This is a genomic window from Okibacterium endophyticum (assembly GCF_054780075.1).
In genome coordinates this window covers 283,605-300,479 of the sequence record NZ_BAAGXA010000012.1, presented here as the reverse complement: position 1 = coordinate 300,479, position 16,875 = coordinate 283,605, and the positions used below count along the sequence as shown (strand labels likewise).

The following is a 16,875-nucleotide window of genomic DNA, read 5'->3' as shown; positions in this document are numbered from 1 at the left end:
GTTCCCGGAACCGTGCGCATGATGCGACCAGACCCGTCCGAGTCCGGTCACACGGGTTGCGTGTCGGGCCAGACGGGTTCCGTGTCCGGTCAGAGGGGTTCCGGCGAGCACGGCACAGGTGAAGACCCCCGCACCGCCGAGCACGGCCGCAGCGTTCGCGCCACCTGGCTGTACACACTCGGCTCGATCGTGTTCTTCTTCGTCATCTTCGACGCCGCCCTCGTGCTGACGATGACCTCGCTGGTCTCGACGTCTCGGAACCCGGTCGACGTGGCGCTCATCGTTCTGATGCTCGTCTCAGCGAGCCTGCAGGTGCGCTACTGCTGGTTTCTTCGTGTGGGAAGGGGCGGAGGCCTTCCCCGCCCCGTGTGGACGATCGCACTCGTCGGCACCGGTACTCTCGTCTGGGTGCTCGGTATTCTGGCCGGCGGCCGCGGTCTGATCACCGCCCTGCCGTTGTGGATGGGCATCAGCCTGGTCGCCTGCCTGTTGCAGAGACGACAGCGGTGGACGCTTCTCGTGCTCGGCGCTGCGCTCACCATCGCTCACCCGGTCATCGCCGCTGCCATGTTCGCCCGCCCTCTCGAGATCGGCGACGGCGGCGGTCCGCTCATCGTGATCTACACGGCACTGCTGCCGTTTATGGTCCTGACCAGCATCTGGTGGTGGGAGATCGTCGTGACGCTCGACCGCAACCGTCGCACGGCAGGCGACCTCGCCGTCGCCCAAGAGCGGTTGCGCTTCGCGTCTGATCTGCACGACATCCAGGGGCACCACCTTCAGGTCATCGCGCTCAAGTCCGAGTTGGCCGAACGCCTGCTCCCCATCGACCCTCAGGCGGCTCGAGAGCACGTGCACGAGACCCGCATGATCGCGAGACAGGCCCTCGAAGAGACGAGGTCGCTCGTCGCCGGGTACCGGCACATCGCGCTCGACGACGAGCTCGAGAACGCCAGGGAGGTGCTCTCTGCCGCCGGTGCGCAGTGTGATCTCGTGACCGCGGCGCTCCCCGTCGACACCGAGGTGCGACGCGCCCTCGCGATGGTCGTGCGCGAGGCGACGACAAACATCCTTCGCCACAGCAACGCCACGCGCGCACAGATTCGCGTGACCGCGGGCATCGACGGCAGCACCCTCACCATCAGCAACAACGGCCTCTCCGGAACAGCCGGTGCCCCAGGCCTCACCGCCAGCAGCGGGCTCACCGGCCTGCGCGACCGTGTGGTCGCGGTGGGCGGCAGTCTCGAGACGGATGCCGACGTGCCCGGTGACCGATTCGAGCTGCGTATCTGGGTGCCGACGCAGGCGGGAGGCCGAGATGCCTGACGCCGCGACACACCCACGTGTCATCCGCCTGCTCATCGCAGACGATGAGCTGATGATACGAGGCGCCCTGAGCGCCCTGCTCAGCCTCGAACCCGACATCGAGGTCGTCGCGAGCGCCGACGACGGTGTGACAGCCGCCGAGCTAGCCCTCGAAACCCGGCCCGACGTCTGCCTGCTGGACCTCGAGATGCCGCGAGCAGACGGACTCGAGGCGGCCACACGCATCCTCTCAACGGTCTCGACCCGCGTTGTCATCGTCACCAGGCACGCACGCCCCGGTGTGCTGCGGCGCGCGCTCGCAGCCCGTGTCTCTGGGTTCGTGCCCAAATCGACGCCGGCCGAAGACCTCGCCGACGTGATCCGCGACGTCGCCGCAGGAAAACGCTACATCGACCCCGAGATCGCGGCCACGGCTCTCACCGCGGAGAGATGTCCGCTCACGGATCGCGAGCTGGACGCTCTTCGGTTCAGCCGATCCACCATGAGTGTGCAGCAGATCGCCGATCGGCTGCACCTCGCCCCCGGCACGGTGCGCAACTACCTCTCCTCTGCGATGACCAAGCTCGACGCGGCCTCGCGGCACGAAGCCGCCGAGAGGGCGTGGGAGCAAGGCTGGATCTGAGCCGGCCGGCTTCACCGCGCTACACCATTTGTGACGCGCCACACGAAATAGAGTAGCGCGACACAAATGGTGTAGCGGCTGGCACCGACTCGGCCCCGAGGTCGAGCGGGCGCCAGGCCGCTCAGGCCGCGGGGACCCCCGCGAGCACAAGGCTGCCGTCACCGTTCGCGGTGAGCGCTGCGTCGGCATCCGACAGGAAGGCAGCGTCGCCGGTGGCGAGGGTGAGATCACGGCCGGGTGCCCCCTCGACGCTCAGGGTGACCGAACCGTGTGTGCAGACGACGATGCGAGGGCCCCTCCCCTCGAGGTGCACATCGACACCCGGTCGAGGGGTCAGCGCATAGACCTCGAACTCGCGGGCGTCCGGACGCAGGGCACGAACACCGGGCTGCACCTCATCGGCCGGGAGCAGCGCGGGCGGGCCGAACTCGAAGATGGTGTTCTCGAGCAGGCCCTCGACGTCGACGTGTTTGCCGGTGAGGCCGGCGCGGATCACGTTGTCCGAGTTCGCCATCACCTCGACAGCGAGTCCGCTGATGTAGGCGTGCGGCATGCCGGACGCCACGAACACACCCTGCCCGGGCGAGAAGCGGATGCGGTTGAGCAGCAGAGAGGCCACGGTGCCCGCGTCGCCCGGGTAATACTCCGCGAGCTCGACGACCGTGCGGAACGCATCGGCATCCGCTTCGTCTGCCGCTGCCGCGAGAGCGTCACTCTCGGCGACGATCTCGTCGACGTCGCCGGCCGCCAGCTGCACGAGCTGCCCCAGAACCCGTCTGGCGCCGTCGACGTCAGGCGCTGCGGCGATCGCATCGTGCGCCGCGCGCATGGCCGGATGCCGGTATTCCCCGAGCAGGCGCGTCACCTGGTCGAGGGGGCGCAGACCGACGAGCCCGTCGAAGTCGGTGAGGGCGAACACCATCTCTGGTTTGTGCGAGGTGTCTTTGAACGTGCGGTCGAAGGCGTCCACGGCCACTCCGGCCGCGTTCTCTCGCTCGAACCCGACGGCTGCGCGTTCGGGCGACGGGTGCACCTGGAGCGAGACCGGCTGCCCAGGGGCGAGGAACTTGAGCAGGAACGGCAGCCGGCCCCCGTGCCGCGAGCTGACCGCATCGCCGAGCACCGCCTTCGGCTCTGAGGCGATGAGCTCGTCGAGGGTGTCTGCGCGCGGATCGTCGACGAGGCTCGGCCCGGTCGGGTGAGCACCGAACCACACCTCGGCGAGGGGCTGGCCGTCTGCCGGCCGGCCAAGAAGGTTCTGGATCGCCGAGGTGGAGCCCCAGGAGTATCCGCGTTCGATTCCGGTCAGTCTGTGCATGGTCTCATCCTTCCATGTGAGTCCCGTCCGTCGGCGACCACGAGCGCACCGGCGCGACGCCGACGCGAGTCGTCCTCTGCGCCGGCCGAGAGGCGCATGCCGAGGCGTCGAGCTGAGCCGCCGCGCCGAGCCCGCCGCGCCGAGGCGCCGAGCCGAGGCGCCGAGCCGAGGCGCCGAGCCGAGGCGCCGAGCCGAGGCGCCGAGCCGAGGCGCGCACCGGGCCGAGCCCGCCGCGCCGCCGAGCCGCGCCGAGGCGCCGAGGCGAGCTGAGGCGAGCTGAGCCGCCGCGCCGAGGAAAAGCCACGAGAATAGGTGGAAGCGGCCGATCGCATCCTATCCTCGTGACTATTTCGGCTCCTCGTGACTGTTTCGGCTCCTCGCGACTATTTCCTCGACGACGATCCGGCCGCTGCGGAACAGCCCTGGCCCGATCAACCGCTCCGCGGACAACGCCGGATCAGCTGATCCACAGGCCGCGGGGTGCCCGCGAGTTGTCCACAGCACGGGCCCCGGCTCGTGCTGTGTCTGGAGCGCATGCCAGGCTGGGGCGGTGACAGAAACCCGAGACCAGGCCGCGCACGTGCTCAGAGCACTCGTCGGCCGAGACGATGCCGAATTTCACGAGGGCCAGTTCGAGGCGATCGAGACCCTCGTCGACCAGAAGAAGCGGGCGCTCGTCGTGCAGCGCACCGGGTGGGGCAAGTCTGCTGTCTACTTCGTCGCGACGCTGCTGCTCAGGCAGCGAGGTGCGGGACCGACCATCCTGGTGAGCCCGCTGCTCGCACTCATGCGCGACCAGGTCGCATCCGCCGCGCGGGCGGGTGTTCGCGCGGTCGCCATCAACTCGGCCAACGCCCACGAGTGGAACGAGGTGATGCAGAGGCTGCGGAACGACGAGGTCGACGTGCTGCTCGTGTCTCCGGAACGACTCAACAACCCGACGTTCCGCGATGACCAGTTGCCGGCGCTCGTCGCACGCGCGGGGCTCGTCGTCGTCGACGAAGCGCACTGCATCTCGGACTGGGGTCACGACTTCCGTCCGGACTACCGACGCCTGCGCGACCTGATCGCATCGCTCCCAGAGGGTGTGCCCGTGCTCGCGACCACGGCAACGGCGAACAGCCGTGTCGTCGACGACGTCGCAGAGCAGCTCGAGCACGGGCTCACCGAGCACGTGGTCACCATCCGCGGCCCGCTCGCCCGCGCCTCGCTGCGGCTCGGTGTGCTGCGCCTGCCGGATGCCGAGGCTCGCCTTGCCTGGCTGCTCACCCACCTCGATGAGCTGCCCGGCAGCGGAATCATCTACACACTCACCGTCTCGGCCGCCGAAGACACGGCCAGGCTGCTGCGCGACGCGGGCCACAGCGTGCAGGCGTACACCGGGCGCACGGACACCGGCGATCGCGAGGCTCTCGAGGGTGCTCTCAAGAACAACGCGGTGAAGGCGCTCGTGGCGACGAGCGCCCTCGGCATGGGATTCGACAAGCCTGACCTCGGCTTCGTGCTCCACCTCGGCGCACCGTCGTCGCCCGTCGCGTACTACCAGCAGGTGGGGCGCGCCGGCAGGGCCACAGACCGTGCGGACGTGCTGCTCCTGCCCGGACAAGAGGACCAGGCGATCTGGGAGTATTTCGCCACGGCATCCATGCCCAGTGAAGAGAAGGCGAGCCGGGTGATCGCGGAGCTCGGCGACCAGCCGCTGTCGACTCCCGCGCTCGAGGCACTCGTCGACATCAAGCGCTCGCGTCTCGAACTGCTGCTGAAGGTGCTCGACGTCGACGGCGCGGTTCAACGCGTGCGAGGCGGGTGGATCGCAACCGGCCGCCCCTGGGCCTATGACCGCGAACGCTACGAACGCATCGCAGAGGCCAGGCTCGCCGAGCAGCGGTCCATGATCGAATACGAACGGACGTCGACGTGCCGCATGGAGTACCTGCAGCGTTCCCTCGACGACCAGACAGCGCAGCCGTGCGGCAGGTGCGACAACTGCGCGGGCGTCTGGTACCCGACAGACGCGGCGCCGGATGCCGTGAGCACCGCCGCGTCGTCGCTCGACCGGGTGGGGGTCGAGATCGAACCGCGCGCGCAGTGGCCGAGCGGCATGCAGCGCTTGGGCATCCCACTGAAGGGCAACATCCCGGCCGACGAGCGCCTCTCTGCCGGCAGGGCCCTCGCACGCCTCACGGACCTCGGCTGGGGCAATTCGTTGCGCGACCTGTTCGCGCCGAACGCTCCGGATGCCCCTGCGAGCCAGGCCATGCTGGCCGCCTGTGTCCGAGTGCTCACCGACTGGGGATGGGATGAACGACCGACAGCAGTCGTCAGCCTGCCGTCGCGCAGGCATCCGCAGCTCGTGGATTCTGTGGCACGTGGGCTCGCCGAGGCCGGCCGGTTGCCGTACCTCGGCTCGCTACAGCCGGTCGACGGCGGGCCCGAGGGCGGCGCCGGCGGCAACAGCGCGTATCGCCTCGCGAGTGTGTGGGGCAGATTCAGCGCCGACGGCCTGGACATCCCGGCCGGCCGGCCCGTTCTGCTCGTCGACGACCTCGTCGACAGCAGGTGGACGATGACCGTCGCCGGACGACTGCTGAGGCGGGCGGGGGCATCCGCCGTGCTGCCGTTCGCGCTGGCCGTGCAGGGCTAGTCGCACGCGATCAGGCCGAGAGTGGACGGATGTCACCGGTCTGGCGGAGACTTGAGACGTGCCAGAGCTGCCAGAAGTACACGCGCTCGTCGCCGATCTCGGCGCGCGCCTGACCGGTCGTGTGGTCGACCGGCTCGACATCGTGTCGTTCGCGGCCCTGAAGACCTTCGATCCCCCGGTCTCCGCCCTGTCGGGCCAGACGATCGGCGGTGTTCGGCGACACGGCAAGTTCCTCGACATCTGCGTGGGAGAGCTCCACCTCGTGATGCACCTGGCGCGCGCCGGCTGGATCCGCTGGCGAGAGGGCCCGCCACCCCGACCGAGCGGACGTCCGGGCAAAGGGCCTCTCGCGGCGCGCCTCATCCTCGACGACGCCTCCGGCTTCGATGTCACCGAGGCCGGAACCAAGAAGAGCCTGTTGATCTCCGTCGTCTCCGACCCCTCTCAGGTGCCCGGCATCGCACGCCTCGGACCAGACCCCCTCGCCGCCGACTTCACGGAGAAGGCCTTCGCGGGCATCCTGGCCGCCGCAGGCCGCTCGCAGATCAAGGGTGTGCTGCGCAACCAGTCGATCATCGCGGGCATCGGCAACGCCTACTCCGACGAGATCCTGCACGTCGCGCGGATGTCGCCGTTCAAACCCGCGTCGATGAGTGCCGAAGAGACGAGCCGCCTCTTCGACGCGATGCAGACGACGCTTCGGGCGGCGGTCGAGCGCGCAGACGGCCTCGCGGCATCTGAGCTGAAGAGGGAGAAGAAGTCCGGCCTGCGCGTACACGGCCGCACGGGCCAAGCGTGCCCGGTCTGCGGCGATACCATCCGCCAGGTGACCTTCGCCGATTCGACCCTGCAGTACTGCCCCACCTGCCAGACCGGCGGAAAACCACTGGCAGACCGGGTGCTCTCCCGTCTGCTGAAGTAGCACCCGCGAGCGAATGCCAGAGACCCGAGCGGCGACCTGCAGCAGGGTCAGCGCGTGAACCAGTCGCGCAGCACGGGCGCGAGCGCCTCGGCGGATGCACCGTGGTCCTGTCCAGGCAGGGTCACGCGTTCGGCGTTCGGGAGGGCGCGCGCCGCGCGTTCCGCTGCCGCACGCATAAACGGCTGGCTGGCATCCCCGTCGATGACGAGAGCCGGTTGGGTCACGCTCCGCCAGCGCCCGTCGTCGAGCGCAGAGCCGGCCACCCGGTCCATGATCGCGTGGTCGTAGCGAAGGGTCGGGGCCACCGCCACCAGGTCGGGCCACATCGGCGACTGTTTCATCTGCTCGGGCACCTCTGGCGGCAGCCCGACGGCCTCGACCATGAACTGCACAAGAGCCTGTTCGTGGCGACCGGCATCGATGTGCTCGTTCAGCCGCCGCTCATAGTCGTCGGATTCGGTGCCGGCAGAGGTGCCGCCGTCTTCAGACGACAACGGAGGCTCATACAGCGCAAGACGCGAGATCGGCAGCCCGGCGAGTGCCGCCTCGACCGCGAGCACGGCTCCGGACGAATGCCCGAAAAGCCGCACCTCGCCTCCGCGCATGCTGATGAGGGCTGCGATGTCTTCGATCTCGCGCTCCACGGCATATGGCGGGGTGTCGCAGCTCTCGCCGCGACCCCTTCTGTCATACACGGCGACAGTGAACGAGTCGGCGAGCGCCCGAGCGAGTTCTCGTGTGCCGCTGTCGATCGCCCGGTACTGCGTGGCTCCCGTGACCAGGATCAGGCACGGCCCCGTTCCGTGCTTCTCGTACCCGATGCGCGTTCCATCTGCAGAGGTTGCAACGCCGTGCATGGGATGTCCTTTCGTCGTCCGGTGCTCCCGGGCTCTTACGGTTCTGTTCTGTTGAGAGCGGATGCGTCTGGTGCGGCGCCGCCATCAGCCGGCCGGCGCGAGTCGACCGGCTCCGCACCCGCCGCCGCTCGGTCCGCCCGCATCGGGTCCGCGTTCGGGGAGTCGTCCGGCGCCGCCTCGCCGTTGGCGTCACCCTGCGCACCGAGGGGGCGCACGTGCCTCAGGTTCACGAGCGCCAGCACGCCGACCATAAGCGCAATGGCCGCTGTCGCCCAGCCGACCACGTGCACGCTGGTCATAAACGCCTCCCGCGCCGCCACGAGGAGTGTCTCGCCGGCCGAGCCGAGGGCATCCGCCGCAGTCACGGCGCCGGCAAGACTCTCACGAGCCCCTGACGCAACGGATGCCGGCGCATCGGCCGAAGACAACGCCAGGCGATAGACGATGGTGCCGATGCTGCCCATCACAGCGATGCCGAGCCCGTAGCCGAGTTCGGCACTCGTCTCTGACATGGCTGAGGCCGACCCCACCTTCGTCGACGGCACGGAGCTCACCACGATGCCGGTTCCGAGGGTGATGAACGGCCCACAGCCGAGGTTCATCACCGCCAAGCCGCAGATCACCGCGATCAGGCCACCGGGGTCGTCTGCGGATGCCGAGGCGTCTGCTGTGACGTAGAGCAGGCATCCGACTGCCGCGACGGCCATGCCCCCGGCTGTGAGCCAGACGGGACGGATCCGCTGGGCGAGAAACGGAGCGCCCCCGAAGCTGATCACCGATGTGAGAGCTGCGGGCAGCATCGCGAAACCGGCCTGCAGCGGGGTCAGTCCGGCGACCAGCTGCAGGTACTGCGCGGTGAACAACATCAGGGAGCCCATGACCGTGATCATCATCATGCCGACGACGACCGTGGTGAACGCCCGATTGCGGAACAGGCTGAAGTCGACGATCGGATCGGCGAGCAGTCGCTGGCGCCTGACGAACAGCCAACCGAACACCAGTCCGACAACGATGCTGACGAACGGCAGGATTCCCCAGCCGTTCGAGGCGAGTTCTTTCAGCCCGGCGACCAACGGCAGAATCCCGGCGAGCGATAGCACAACGCTGATGAGGTCGATGCGCCCGGCGTTCGGGTCCCGTTCCTCTGGCAGCAGGATGGGGCCGAGCACGAGCAGCAGAACCATCGCGGGCACGCCGAGCAGAAACACGGATCCCCACCAGAAGTTCTCGAGAAGCACTCCGCCTATAACGGGGCCGATGGCGGCCCCGCCCATAAACCCCACCATCCAGAGGCCGATCGCGACACCCCGCTGCCTGGCGTCGCGGAACATGGTGCTGATCAGACCGAGCGTCGACGGCGCGAGGGTCGCTCCGGCGACGCCGAGCAGGGCCCGGGCCGCAATGAGCATCTCGGCGCTCGTCGAGAACGCCGCGATGACAGAGGCCACGGCGAATGCCGCTCCACCGATCAGCAGCAGGCGCCTGCGGCCGATGCGATCGCCGAGTGTGCCAGCGGTGAGCATAAAGCCGACGAGCAGAAATCCGTAGACGTCCATGATCCACAGCTGCTGGGTGGCAGAGGCACCGAGGTCCGTCGCGATGCTGGGCAGTGCGAGCAGCAGCACGAACACGTCGATCGAGACGAGCAGTGAGGCCAGTCCGAGAACTCCGAGGCCTACCCATTCGCGCAGCGAGGCGCGTGGACCGGGGACGTACGGTGTGCGACGGGGCGACTCGTCGCTCGTGCCTGAGGGCACGGTCGTACCCGTGTCGGAGTTCGTCATGTTCACAGCGTACACATTCTTGTGTGCGGGAGCAAGAGAAAATTCGGCGGGATGCCCGCGGGCATCCTCTCTGCCCGACCCGTTCCATCCGCGACATTCGCCCCTCGCGCCGGGGCACGGACATGTGATTGAATCCGAGGGGCTTCCCCGAGGATCCATGACCGAATCGAGCATGATGACACGACGCACACCGGCAGAGGCATCTTCACGCCGAACACCACGCCGCCCGAGCTCGCGCGCTCTGCCGTCATCGCTCACCGCCGTGCTCGGTCTTCTGCTCGCATCGGCGGCCGTGACCGCGCCGGCGACCGGCGCGTCAGCGTCAGCGTCAGCGGAGCCCACCTCCGGACTCGAATACGTCGCGCTCGGCGACTCGTATTCGGCCGGGTTCGGCATCGAGCCGCACACGAACCTTCCTGCGCCCGGGTGTTACCAGGCCGAGCAGAACTATCCGCACCTCGTCGCGGCCGAACTCGGGCTCTCGCTCACCGACGTCACGTGCAGCGGTGCCGTCACCGAGAACATCACGACAACTCCGCAGATCACCATGACGGGCAGCACGGCGCCTCTCCAGTCGGATGCCCTCAGCGCAGAGACCGACATCGTCACGGTCACCATCGGCGGAAACGACCTCGGTTTCTCGGTGATCGCCGAGTCCTGCCTGGCCGCCGGCCCGACAGGGCCGCTTCTCAGCGACGAGCCCGACTGCCGTTCCCTCTATGTGCAAGACGGCTTCGACATTCTCGCCGCACGCATCGCCGACGAGGTCGCGCCGGCCGTGCTCGCGGCGTTCACCGACATCGCCACGAAGGCGCCGAACGCCGAGATCTTTGTGGTGGGATACCCCGCGATCGCCCCGAGCGCCGCAGACACACCGGCCGCCGGCTGCTTCTCGTCCCTGCTCAACGAGACACCTCCCCCGGCGTTCACCGAGAACGCATACCCGTTCACCGACATCGACGTTCCCTACCTGCACAAGATCGAACGGCTTCTCGACGAGGCGATCCGCGCACAAGCGGATGCCGTCGGCGCCACCTTCCTGCCGACGTTCGAGCTGACATCCGCTCACAGCCCGTGCGCGCCGGAGGGCGAGGCCTACGTCAACGGAATCACCCTCGAGTCGTATAACCCCGCGACACCGCCAGAGGACGACGAGATGCAGCTGAGACTCGGTGCGCTGCACCCGAACGCGGCTGGGGTCGGATTCCTGCACACAACGGTGGCGGATGCGATCAGGGCCGCGGACCTGCCCGGCGACCCGACGGCGCCGGACCCGGACGAGACCTCTGGCCCCGGTGCGCCCGGCGCCGACGATGCCGAATCGTCACAGGATTCACTCGCAGAGTCAGGTGCAGCCGGAGCATTCGGATGGGCTGCATCTGCGCTCCTCGCCCTTGCCCTCGGCGCGACATTGATCATCACCTGGCGCTCACGGGAGACGAACCGGGACTGACCGCCCGGTCGGACCGACAGGAATGATGGCCTCCACACACCCTTCTGACGTGCCGCGCCCGGGTTCGCCGGTCGCCGCATCGCGTCGAGCGCGCACCGGCCCTCCGGAGCCGAGCGCACAGGGTCTTGTGGTGGGCGACGACGGCCTGTCCCGCCCGGCCTGGGCCTCTGCCGACCCGATGCTGCGCGAGTACTACGACACCGAGTGGGGGATGCCGGTGCGAGACGAACGCGGTCTCTATGAGCGGATCTCGCTCGAGGCGTTCCAGGCGGGCCTGTCGTGGGCGACGATCCTGCGCAAGCGCGAGGCCTTCCGTGCGGCGTTCAGAGATTTCGATCCCGATGCCGTTTCACTCTTCACGGATGCCGACGTGGAGCGAATGCTCGGCGACACCGCGATCGTGCGCAACCGGGCGAAGATCCTCGCCGCGATCACCAACGCGCGTGCGACGCTCGCCCTGCGCGACGAGGGCGGCCTCGTGGACTTCGTGTGGTCGTTCCAGCCGGCAAAGACACCGGCGCCGCGCACCGTGGCCGAGATCCCGACGACCTCTGCGGAATCGATTGCGCTCTCGAAGGCGCTGCGGGCGAAGGGGTTCACGTTCGTGGGCCCGACCACCATGTTCGCCCTGATGGAGGCCATCGGCATGGTCGACACCCACCTCATCGGCAGCCATCGCCGCGGAACCTCCGGCGTCTGGTCGTAGCGATTGAACGACCACCTGCCCGGTGGTGTTGTCTGCTGTGCGTGAGAGCATAAGCGTATGTCCGTCGACACTCCTCCCCTTGTCGACACGGCAGAGATCGTGCGTGTCGTCGGCCGCGGCGCTTTCGACCGCGCGCGGGTGTATGCCAGGCAGGATGCCGTGCTGCGCTGGAGCTGGGCCGTCGCCGAGAAGCAGCTGACGGGCTTCGTCGCGGGCAGTGAGCCGCGACCGTACTCGGTGAGGATTCTGCTCGCCCCCTCTGCCAAGGGATACCACCGCGTACTCGGCTCCTCGTGCTCATGCCCCCTCGGCGCCGACTGCAAGCATGTCGCCGCCACACTGCTCGCGAGCAACGAGGCACACGTGCTCGAACAGGGGCGGGGCCGGTCGACCCGTGCCGGAGCATCCGCCGCCGACCACAACGCGCTGCCGGAGTGGAAACGCGCGCTGGATGCACTGGCCGGCCGGCCGGCGGCCTCCGCCCGTGATCGGCAGGGCAACTCTCGAAACGACGGCCCGGCGGCGATGGGGCTCCAGTTCGAGATGCGCGAGAACACAACACACGCCGCCTACCGCTGGAGCGGGCCGGTGAGTGCGCCGCTCACCGCGGCATCCGCACGCGGTGGCGAACGGCGTCTCTGTGTGCGCCCGGTGATGCGCAACGCCCGCGGCAACTGGGTCAAAGCCGACCTCACCTGGAACCGCGTCACTCATCAGCGCGGCCTGGATGTCGATCGGGAACACCAGCGCTGGATGGTGCAGTTCGCGGCGCTCAGCCGCACCACACGCGACGTCTATTACGGGCAGAGCACCGAGTGGCTGCAACTCGACGACTTTCAGAGCCCGCTGTTGTGGAGTGTTCTCGCCGATGCCGTGCGCCTGGGCATCGGGCTGGTCGGAACCAAAAAGGGTGCGGTGGTGCGCGTGGGCGACACCGCCGACCTGCGCCTCGACGCGAGCCGAGGCGCAGGCGCAGGCCCAGGCGCCGATCTCACCCTCACGCCGGTGCTCACGATCGACGGCGAAACGCATGATCCCGTCGACGCAGGCGTGATCGGCGACCACGGGGTCTACACCTGGTCGTTCTCGCCCGCCGCAGAGATCACCCTCGCGCCGACCGTCGCACCGCTGACGGCCGAGCAGCGCGGCCTTGTGGGGGCCTCGACGCCGCTGACGGTGCCGAGCGCAGACGTCGACGAGTTCATGGCCCACTACTACCCGCGGTTGCGGCGCACCGTCGAGATCTCGAGTGCGGATGCCACTGTGCAGTTCCCAGAGATCCGCTCGCCAGAGCTCGTGCTCACCGCCGCGTTCAAGCCGAAGCACGTGCTCACCCTCGACTGGGCGTGGGAGTACCCCGAAGACGGCTCACGGTTTCTGCTGGACGATGGCGGGCGTCGAGGCGCAGGCTCCTCGAATGCCGCCGGGCTCGCCGCCGCTTCCTCCGATCTGAGGGATGGGACCCTCGAGAGCGGCATCATCGAACGGGTGACGGATGCACTCGGCGAACCCCCGCGAACCGGCAGCCTGTCCGGACTCGACGCAGCCGAGTTCGCCGAGAACGTTCTCGACACCCTCGATGCCGTCGACGGCGTTCGCGTCGCCGTCGTGGGCGACCGCCCCGACTACCGCGAACTGAGCGATACCCCGACGTTCACCGTCACAACCGTCGAGACCGAGGAACGCGACTGGTTCGACCTCGGCGTGATCGTGAAGATCGAGGGGCGCGAGATTCCGTTCGGCCCGCTCTTCACGGCTCTGGCGACGGGCAGAAAAAAGCTGCTGCTCATCGACGGCAGCTATTTCTCGCTGCAGCATCCGGCGTTCGACCGGCTGCGCGAACTTCTCGTCGAAGCCGAATCGCTGCAGGAGTGGGAGCCGGAGAACCTGCGGATCAGCCGATACCAGGCCGGGCTCTGGGCCGAGTTCGAAGACCTCGCGGACGAGACACACGAAGCGGTGAGCTGGCGTGCGACGGTCAGCGGCCTGAGCGAGCTCAGCACGATCGCTCCCCCGTCGGTTCCGGTCGGCGTGCACGCAGATCTGCGCGACTATCAGCTCAACGGGTTCGCCTGGCTCGCCTTTCTGCACGACAACGGGCTCGGAGGAATCCTCGCCGACGACATGGGCCTCGGCAAGACGCTTCAGACCCTGGCGCTCATCGCCCACGCGCGCGAGACGCGCTCGTCTGCCCGGGCCGGCCGTGAGCATCCGTTTCTCGTCGTCGCGCCCACATCCGTGGTGTCGAACTGGGTCGCAGAGGCACGGCGGTTCACGCCGGGACTCGCGGTCACCGCCGTCACGGCGACGCGCGGCAAACGACGGATGCCGTTGGCCGACATCGCGGGCGACGCCGACATCGTGGTCACCTCGTACGCTCTCTTCCGTCTCGACGCCGATGAGTACAAGGGGCACCAGTGGAGTGGCCTGATCCTCGACGAGGCACAGTTCGTGAAGAACCGCGCCTCTCGTGCGCATGCTGTGGCGCGGGAGCTGCCTGCGCCGTTCAAACTCGCGATCACGGGCACGCCGATGGAGAACAACCTTATGGAGCTGTGGTCGCTGTTCGCGATCGTCGCTCCCGGCCTGTTCCCGTCTGCGAGGCAGTTCACCGAGCGCTACGTGCGGCCGATCGAGGGCACGAGGAGCGGGGTTCGCAACCGTGGTGAGGCGCGCGAGCCTGAGCACGACCAGGGCGAGGTGCTTGCGCGGCTGCACCGGCGCATCCGCCCGCTGATGATGCGGCGCACCAAAGAACTGGTCGCCACCGAGCTGCCCGAGAAGCAGGAGCAGGTGCTGCGGGTCGAGCTGGCGCCACGGCATAAGAAGATCTATGACACCTATCTGCAGCGCGAGCGGCGCAAGCTGCTCGGACTGATCGACGACCTCGACCGCAACCGGTTCATCGTGTTCCGTTCGCTGACGCTGCTGCGCATGCTGAGCCTCGATGCCTCCCTCGTCGACGACGACTACGCGGGGGTGCCGTCGAGCAAACTCGACGCGCTGTTCGAGCAGCTCGACGACGTGATCGCCGAGGGGCACCGTGCGCTCGTGTTCAGCCAGTTCACGTCGTTCCTCGGCAAGGCCGCGCAGCGGCTCGACGCGATCGGTGTGCCGTATGCCTCCCTCGACGGGTCGACGACGAACCGCGGTGAGGTGATCTCGAGGTTCACGAACGGTGAGGCGCCCGTGTTCCTGATCAGCCTCAAGGCCGGCGGATTCGGCCTCAATCTGACCGAGGCGGACTACGTCTTTCTGCTCGACCCATGGTGGAACCCCGCGAGCGAGGCGCAGGCCATCGACCGGACGCATCGAATCGGGCAGACCAAGAACGTGATGGTGTACCGGCTCGTCGCGAGCGACACGATCGAAGAGAAGGTCATGGCGCTCAAAGAGAAGAAGGCGAAGCTGTTCAGCCAGGTGATGGACGACGAGTCCGGGGCGTTCAGCTCGGCGCTGTCTGCCGACGACATCCGCGGGTTGCTCGAGTAACCACTCCGCCGCCATGCCCGCCCCAACCGATAGAGTCGCCATCACTCAAGACTGCTGCCTGGCGCCCCCACCCATCCCTCCAGTCGCCAGCCAGGTGAACACGAACCACCGCGCGCTTTCGCCCGTGACACTCACAAGATGGTCGGCAAGGCGCCTCCGTCGGCTCGCAATGCTGCGCCGTTGGTGGCCGAAGAAAGTGGGCTGGCAAGGTATGCCACAAGATTGGCGATCTCGACCGGTTCGATGAATCGCTGGATGAGCGAAGACTCGCGCACCAGCGCGGACTTCAGCTCGCCGGGAGCCATCCCTTGCGCTGCCGCGAGGTGCTCGACGGTGCTCGCGACGCCGTCGGAGTACGTTGGACCGCCGAGGACCGTGTTTACGGTCACACCCGTACCTCGGGTGAGTGTGGCCAGGCCGTTGCTCACGGCGAGAGCTGCCGCTTTGGTCGCGCCGTAATGGATCATATTGCCCGGAACGTCAACGGCGGACTCGGTGCCGATGAAGATGATCCGCCCCCACCCCTTCGCGAGCATCGGAGCGAGGAGATGGCGCGATAGCCGGACCGCGCCCATCACATTGACATCGAAGTACCTCGCCCACTCCGCATCAGAGACATCCTCGAATGCCTGGACGTCGAAGACGCCGACGTTGTTGACCAGAACATCGACTGTTCCGATCGCGTCAAGAAGTCCCTCGACGTGGCGCGGCTCGGCGAAGTCGGCGGCCAGCCCGGAGACGTTCGCGTCGGGGTACGCACCTCGGAGACGGGCTACGGCTGCATCGACCCGTTGCCGGGTGCGGCCGTTGATGATCACCGACGCCCCCTCAGACGCGCAGACCGAAGCAATGGCATATCCGATTCCCTGCGTCGATCCACTGATGAATGTTGTTTTGTCTGCCAGCTTGAGGTCCATGTCTTCTTTCTGAGGTGCGTTCCGGACTTACTTTCCTAGACAAGCAACCTAGACCGATTTACTTTCCTGAGCAAGTTTCAGTATGCTGGCGGCATGGTCGACACACGGTCGCAGCCCGCGTTCGACGGGGAGGAACTCGACACCTGGTCGGCTGTGGCGACGCTTCTCGAGTGGCTGCCCGCGGCGCTTGACGCTCAGCTGCAGCGGGATTCGGGGATCAGTCACTTTGAGTTCGGCGTGCTCTTCGCCCTGTCAGAGGCAGAAGGTCACCGACTCCGCATGAGCGTGCTCGCCGGGTACGCGAACGGGACGCTCTCTCGGCTCTCGCGAGCGGTTGCAAGGCTCGAGCGAAAGGGCTGGGTGCGCCGCACCCCAGACCCGGAGGACGGCCGAGCAACAGTCGCGGCGCTCACCCACCGTGGGCTCGATGCCGTGCGCGCGGCGCAGCCGGGTCACGTCGCCCTGGTGCGTCGTATCGTGTTCGAACAGCTCTCCGCCGCGGAAGCGAGACAGCTGAGTGCGACCAGCCGCCGGATCGTCTCGGCCATCCATCCCGACAATCAGTGGCATCCCTCACCCTGAGAGCAGTTCGCCGGGCCTGACTTTTCGGGTAGAGGAAACATCGCCGTCGAGTTCGATGTCCCTGAAAGCGTCAGCCCGGGCCAGACGCTCGATCTGCGCGGAGTGTTCTCCATCCAGCTGCCTGCGAGCGCGCAGGAGCTGGCTCGGCAGTATTTCAAGACGATGAACGCCGAGTCCGACAGCCTCACGTTCCCGTTGACCGTCAGTGGGCAGACCCAGCAGCTGACAGGTTCCACCTTCCAGACCGGGACC

General features: G+C 67.8%; 12 protein-coding genes. 8 read left to right on the top strand and 4 right to left on the bottom strand.

Annotated elements, in window-relative coordinates; all coding sequences use genetic code 11:
• The first annotated feature begins 81 nt into the window (after positions 1–81).
• A complete protein-coding gene (locus tag ACYVF5_RS15445) occupies positions 82–1,326 on the top strand; it encodes a sensor histidine kinase (RefSeq protein ID WP_460948007.1) in 1,245 nt (414 codons plus the stop codon).
• The gene (locus tag ACYVF5_RS15440) at positions 1,319–1,948 is read left to right on the top strand and encodes a response regulator transcription factor (RefSeq protein WP_460948005.1); all 630 of its coding nucleotides are present in this window, start codon (positions 1,319–1,321) and stop codon (positions 1,946–1,948) included. The genes ACYVF5_RS15445 and ACYVF5_RS15440 overlap by 8 nt, the downstream gene beginning before the upstream one ends.
• A 121-nt stretch (positions 1,949–2,069) precedes the next feature.
• Here the strand turns inward: ACYVF5_RS15440 and manA are convergent, their stop codons facing one another.
• Positions 2,070–3,266, bottom strand: coding sequence for a mannose-6-phosphate isomerase, class I (gene manA / locus ACYVF5_RS15435; RefSeq protein ID WP_460948003.1), 1,197 nt, complete (start codon positions 3,264–3,266; stop codon positions 2,070–2,072).
• A gap of 550 nt (positions 3,267–3,816) precedes the next feature.
• On the opposite strand from manA, the gene ACYVF5_RS15430 reads away from it, so the two are divergent.
• Both ACYVF5_RS15430 and ACYVF5_RS15425 read left to right on the top strand, forming a co-directional pair.
• Entirely contained in the window at positions 3,817–5,910 is a 2,094-nt protein-coding gene (locus ACYVF5_RS15430) for a RecQ family ATP-dependent DNA helicase (RefSeq protein WP_460948001.1), read from the top strand.
• 58 nt (positions 5,911–5,968) lie between these two features.
• Positions 5,969–6,832: an Fpg/Nei family DNA glycosylase gene (locus ACYVF5_RS15425; protein WP_460947999.1), complete on the top strand. Its 864-nt coding sequence runs from the start codon at positions 5,969–5,971 to the stop codon at positions 6,830–6,832.
• A gap of 47 nt (positions 6,833–6,879) precedes the next feature.
• Here the strand turns inward: ACYVF5_RS15425 and ACYVF5_RS15420 are convergent, their stop codons facing one another.
• Both ACYVF5_RS15420 and ACYVF5_RS15415 read right to left on the bottom strand, forming a co-directional pair.
• Positions 6,880–7,689, bottom strand: coding sequence for an alpha/beta fold hydrolase (locus tag ACYVF5_RS15420; RefSeq protein WP_460947997.1), 810 nt, complete (start codon positions 7,687–7,689; stop codon positions 6,880–6,882).
• A gap of 35 nt (positions 7,690–7,724) precedes the next feature.
• A complete protein-coding gene (locus ACYVF5_RS15415) occupies positions 7,725–9,473 on the bottom strand; it encodes an MFS transporter (protein WP_460947995.1) in 1,749 nt (582 codons plus the stop codon).
• A 157-nt stretch (positions 9,474–9,630) separates the two neighbouring features.
• Here ACYVF5_RS15415 and ACYVF5_RS15410 point away from each other — a divergent pair, with 157 nt between their 5' ends.
• The 3 genes from ACYVF5_RS15410 to ACYVF5_RS15400 are packed head-to-tail and all read left to right on the top strand — an operon-like array spanning position 9,631 to position 15,124.
• Positions 9,631–10,926: an SGNH/GDSL hydrolase family protein gene (locus ACYVF5_RS15410; RefSeq protein WP_460947993.1), complete on the top strand. Its 1,296-nt coding sequence runs from the start codon at positions 9,631–9,633 to the stop codon at positions 10,924–10,926.
• A 25-nt stretch (positions 10,927–10,951) separates the two neighbouring features.
• Positions 10,952–11,632 (top strand): DNA-3-methyladenine glycosylase I, encoded by a 681-nt coding sequence (locus tag ACYVF5_RS15405; protein WP_460947991.1) that lies wholly within the window; start codon positions 10,952–10,954, stop codon positions 11,630–11,632.
• A 57-nt stretch (positions 11,633–11,689) separates the two neighbouring features.
• Positions 11,690–15,124 (top strand): DEAD/DEAH box helicase, encoded by a 3,435-nt coding sequence (locus ACYVF5_RS15400; protein WP_460947989.1) that lies wholly within the window; start codon positions 11,690–11,692, stop codon positions 15,122–15,124.
• A 131-nt stretch (positions 15,125–15,255) separates the two neighbouring features.
• On the opposite strand, the gene ACYVF5_RS15395 is transcribed toward ACYVF5_RS15400, so the two are convergent.
• Positions 15,256–16,041 (bottom strand): SDR family NAD(P)-dependent oxidoreductase, encoded by a 786-nt coding sequence (locus ACYVF5_RS15395; protein WP_460947987.1) that lies wholly within the window; start codon positions 16,039–16,041, stop codon positions 15,256–15,258.
• 93 nt (positions 16,042–16,134) lie between these two features.
• Here ACYVF5_RS15395 and ACYVF5_RS15390 point away from each other — a divergent pair, with 93 nt between their 5' ends.
• Positions 16,135–16,623, top strand: coding sequence for a MarR family winged helix-turn-helix transcriptional regulator (locus ACYVF5_RS15390; protein ID WP_460947985.1), 489 nt, complete (start codon positions 16,135–16,137; stop codon positions 16,621–16,623).
• Positions 16,624–16,875: the final 252 nt, after the last annotated feature.

Bases quoted from the DNA above. Each gene is read 5' to 3' on its own strand.
- ACYVF5_RS15390 (WP_460947985.1), top strand. From the start codon at position 16,135: ATGGTCGACACACGGTCGCAGCCCGCGTTCGACGGGGAGGAACTCGAC.
- ACYVF5_RS15400 (WP_460947989.1), top strand. From the start codon at position 11,690: ATGTCCGTCGACACTCCTCCCCTTGTCGACACGGCAGAGATCGTGCGT.
- ACYVF5_RS15420 (WP_460947997.1), bottom strand. From the start codon at position 7,689: ATGCACGGCGTTGCAACCTCTGCAGATGGAACGCGCATCGGGTACGAG.
- ACYVF5_RS15440 (WP_460948005.1), top strand. From the start codon at position 1,319: ATGCCTGACGCCGCGACACACCCACGTGTCATCCGCCTGCTCATCGCA.
- ACYVF5_RS15415 (WP_460947995.1), bottom strand. From the start codon at position 9,473: ATGACGAACTCCGACACGGGTACGACCGTGCCCTCAGGCACGAGCGAC.
- ACYVF5_RS15410 (WP_460947993.1), top strand. From the start codon at position 9,631: ATGACCGAATCGAGCATGATGACACGACGCACACCGGCAGAGGCATCT.
- ACYVF5_RS15405 (WP_460947991.1), top strand. From the start codon at position 10,952: ATGGCCTCCACACACCCTTCTGACGTGCCGCGCCCGGGTTCGCCGGTC.
- manA (WP_460948003.1), bottom strand. From the start codon at position 3,266: ATGCACAGACTGACCGGAATCGAACGCGGATACTCCTGGGGCTCCACC.
- ACYVF5_RS15395 (WP_460947987.1), bottom strand. From the start codon at position 16,041: ATGGACCTCAAGCTGGCAGACAAAACAACATTCATCAGTGGATCGACG.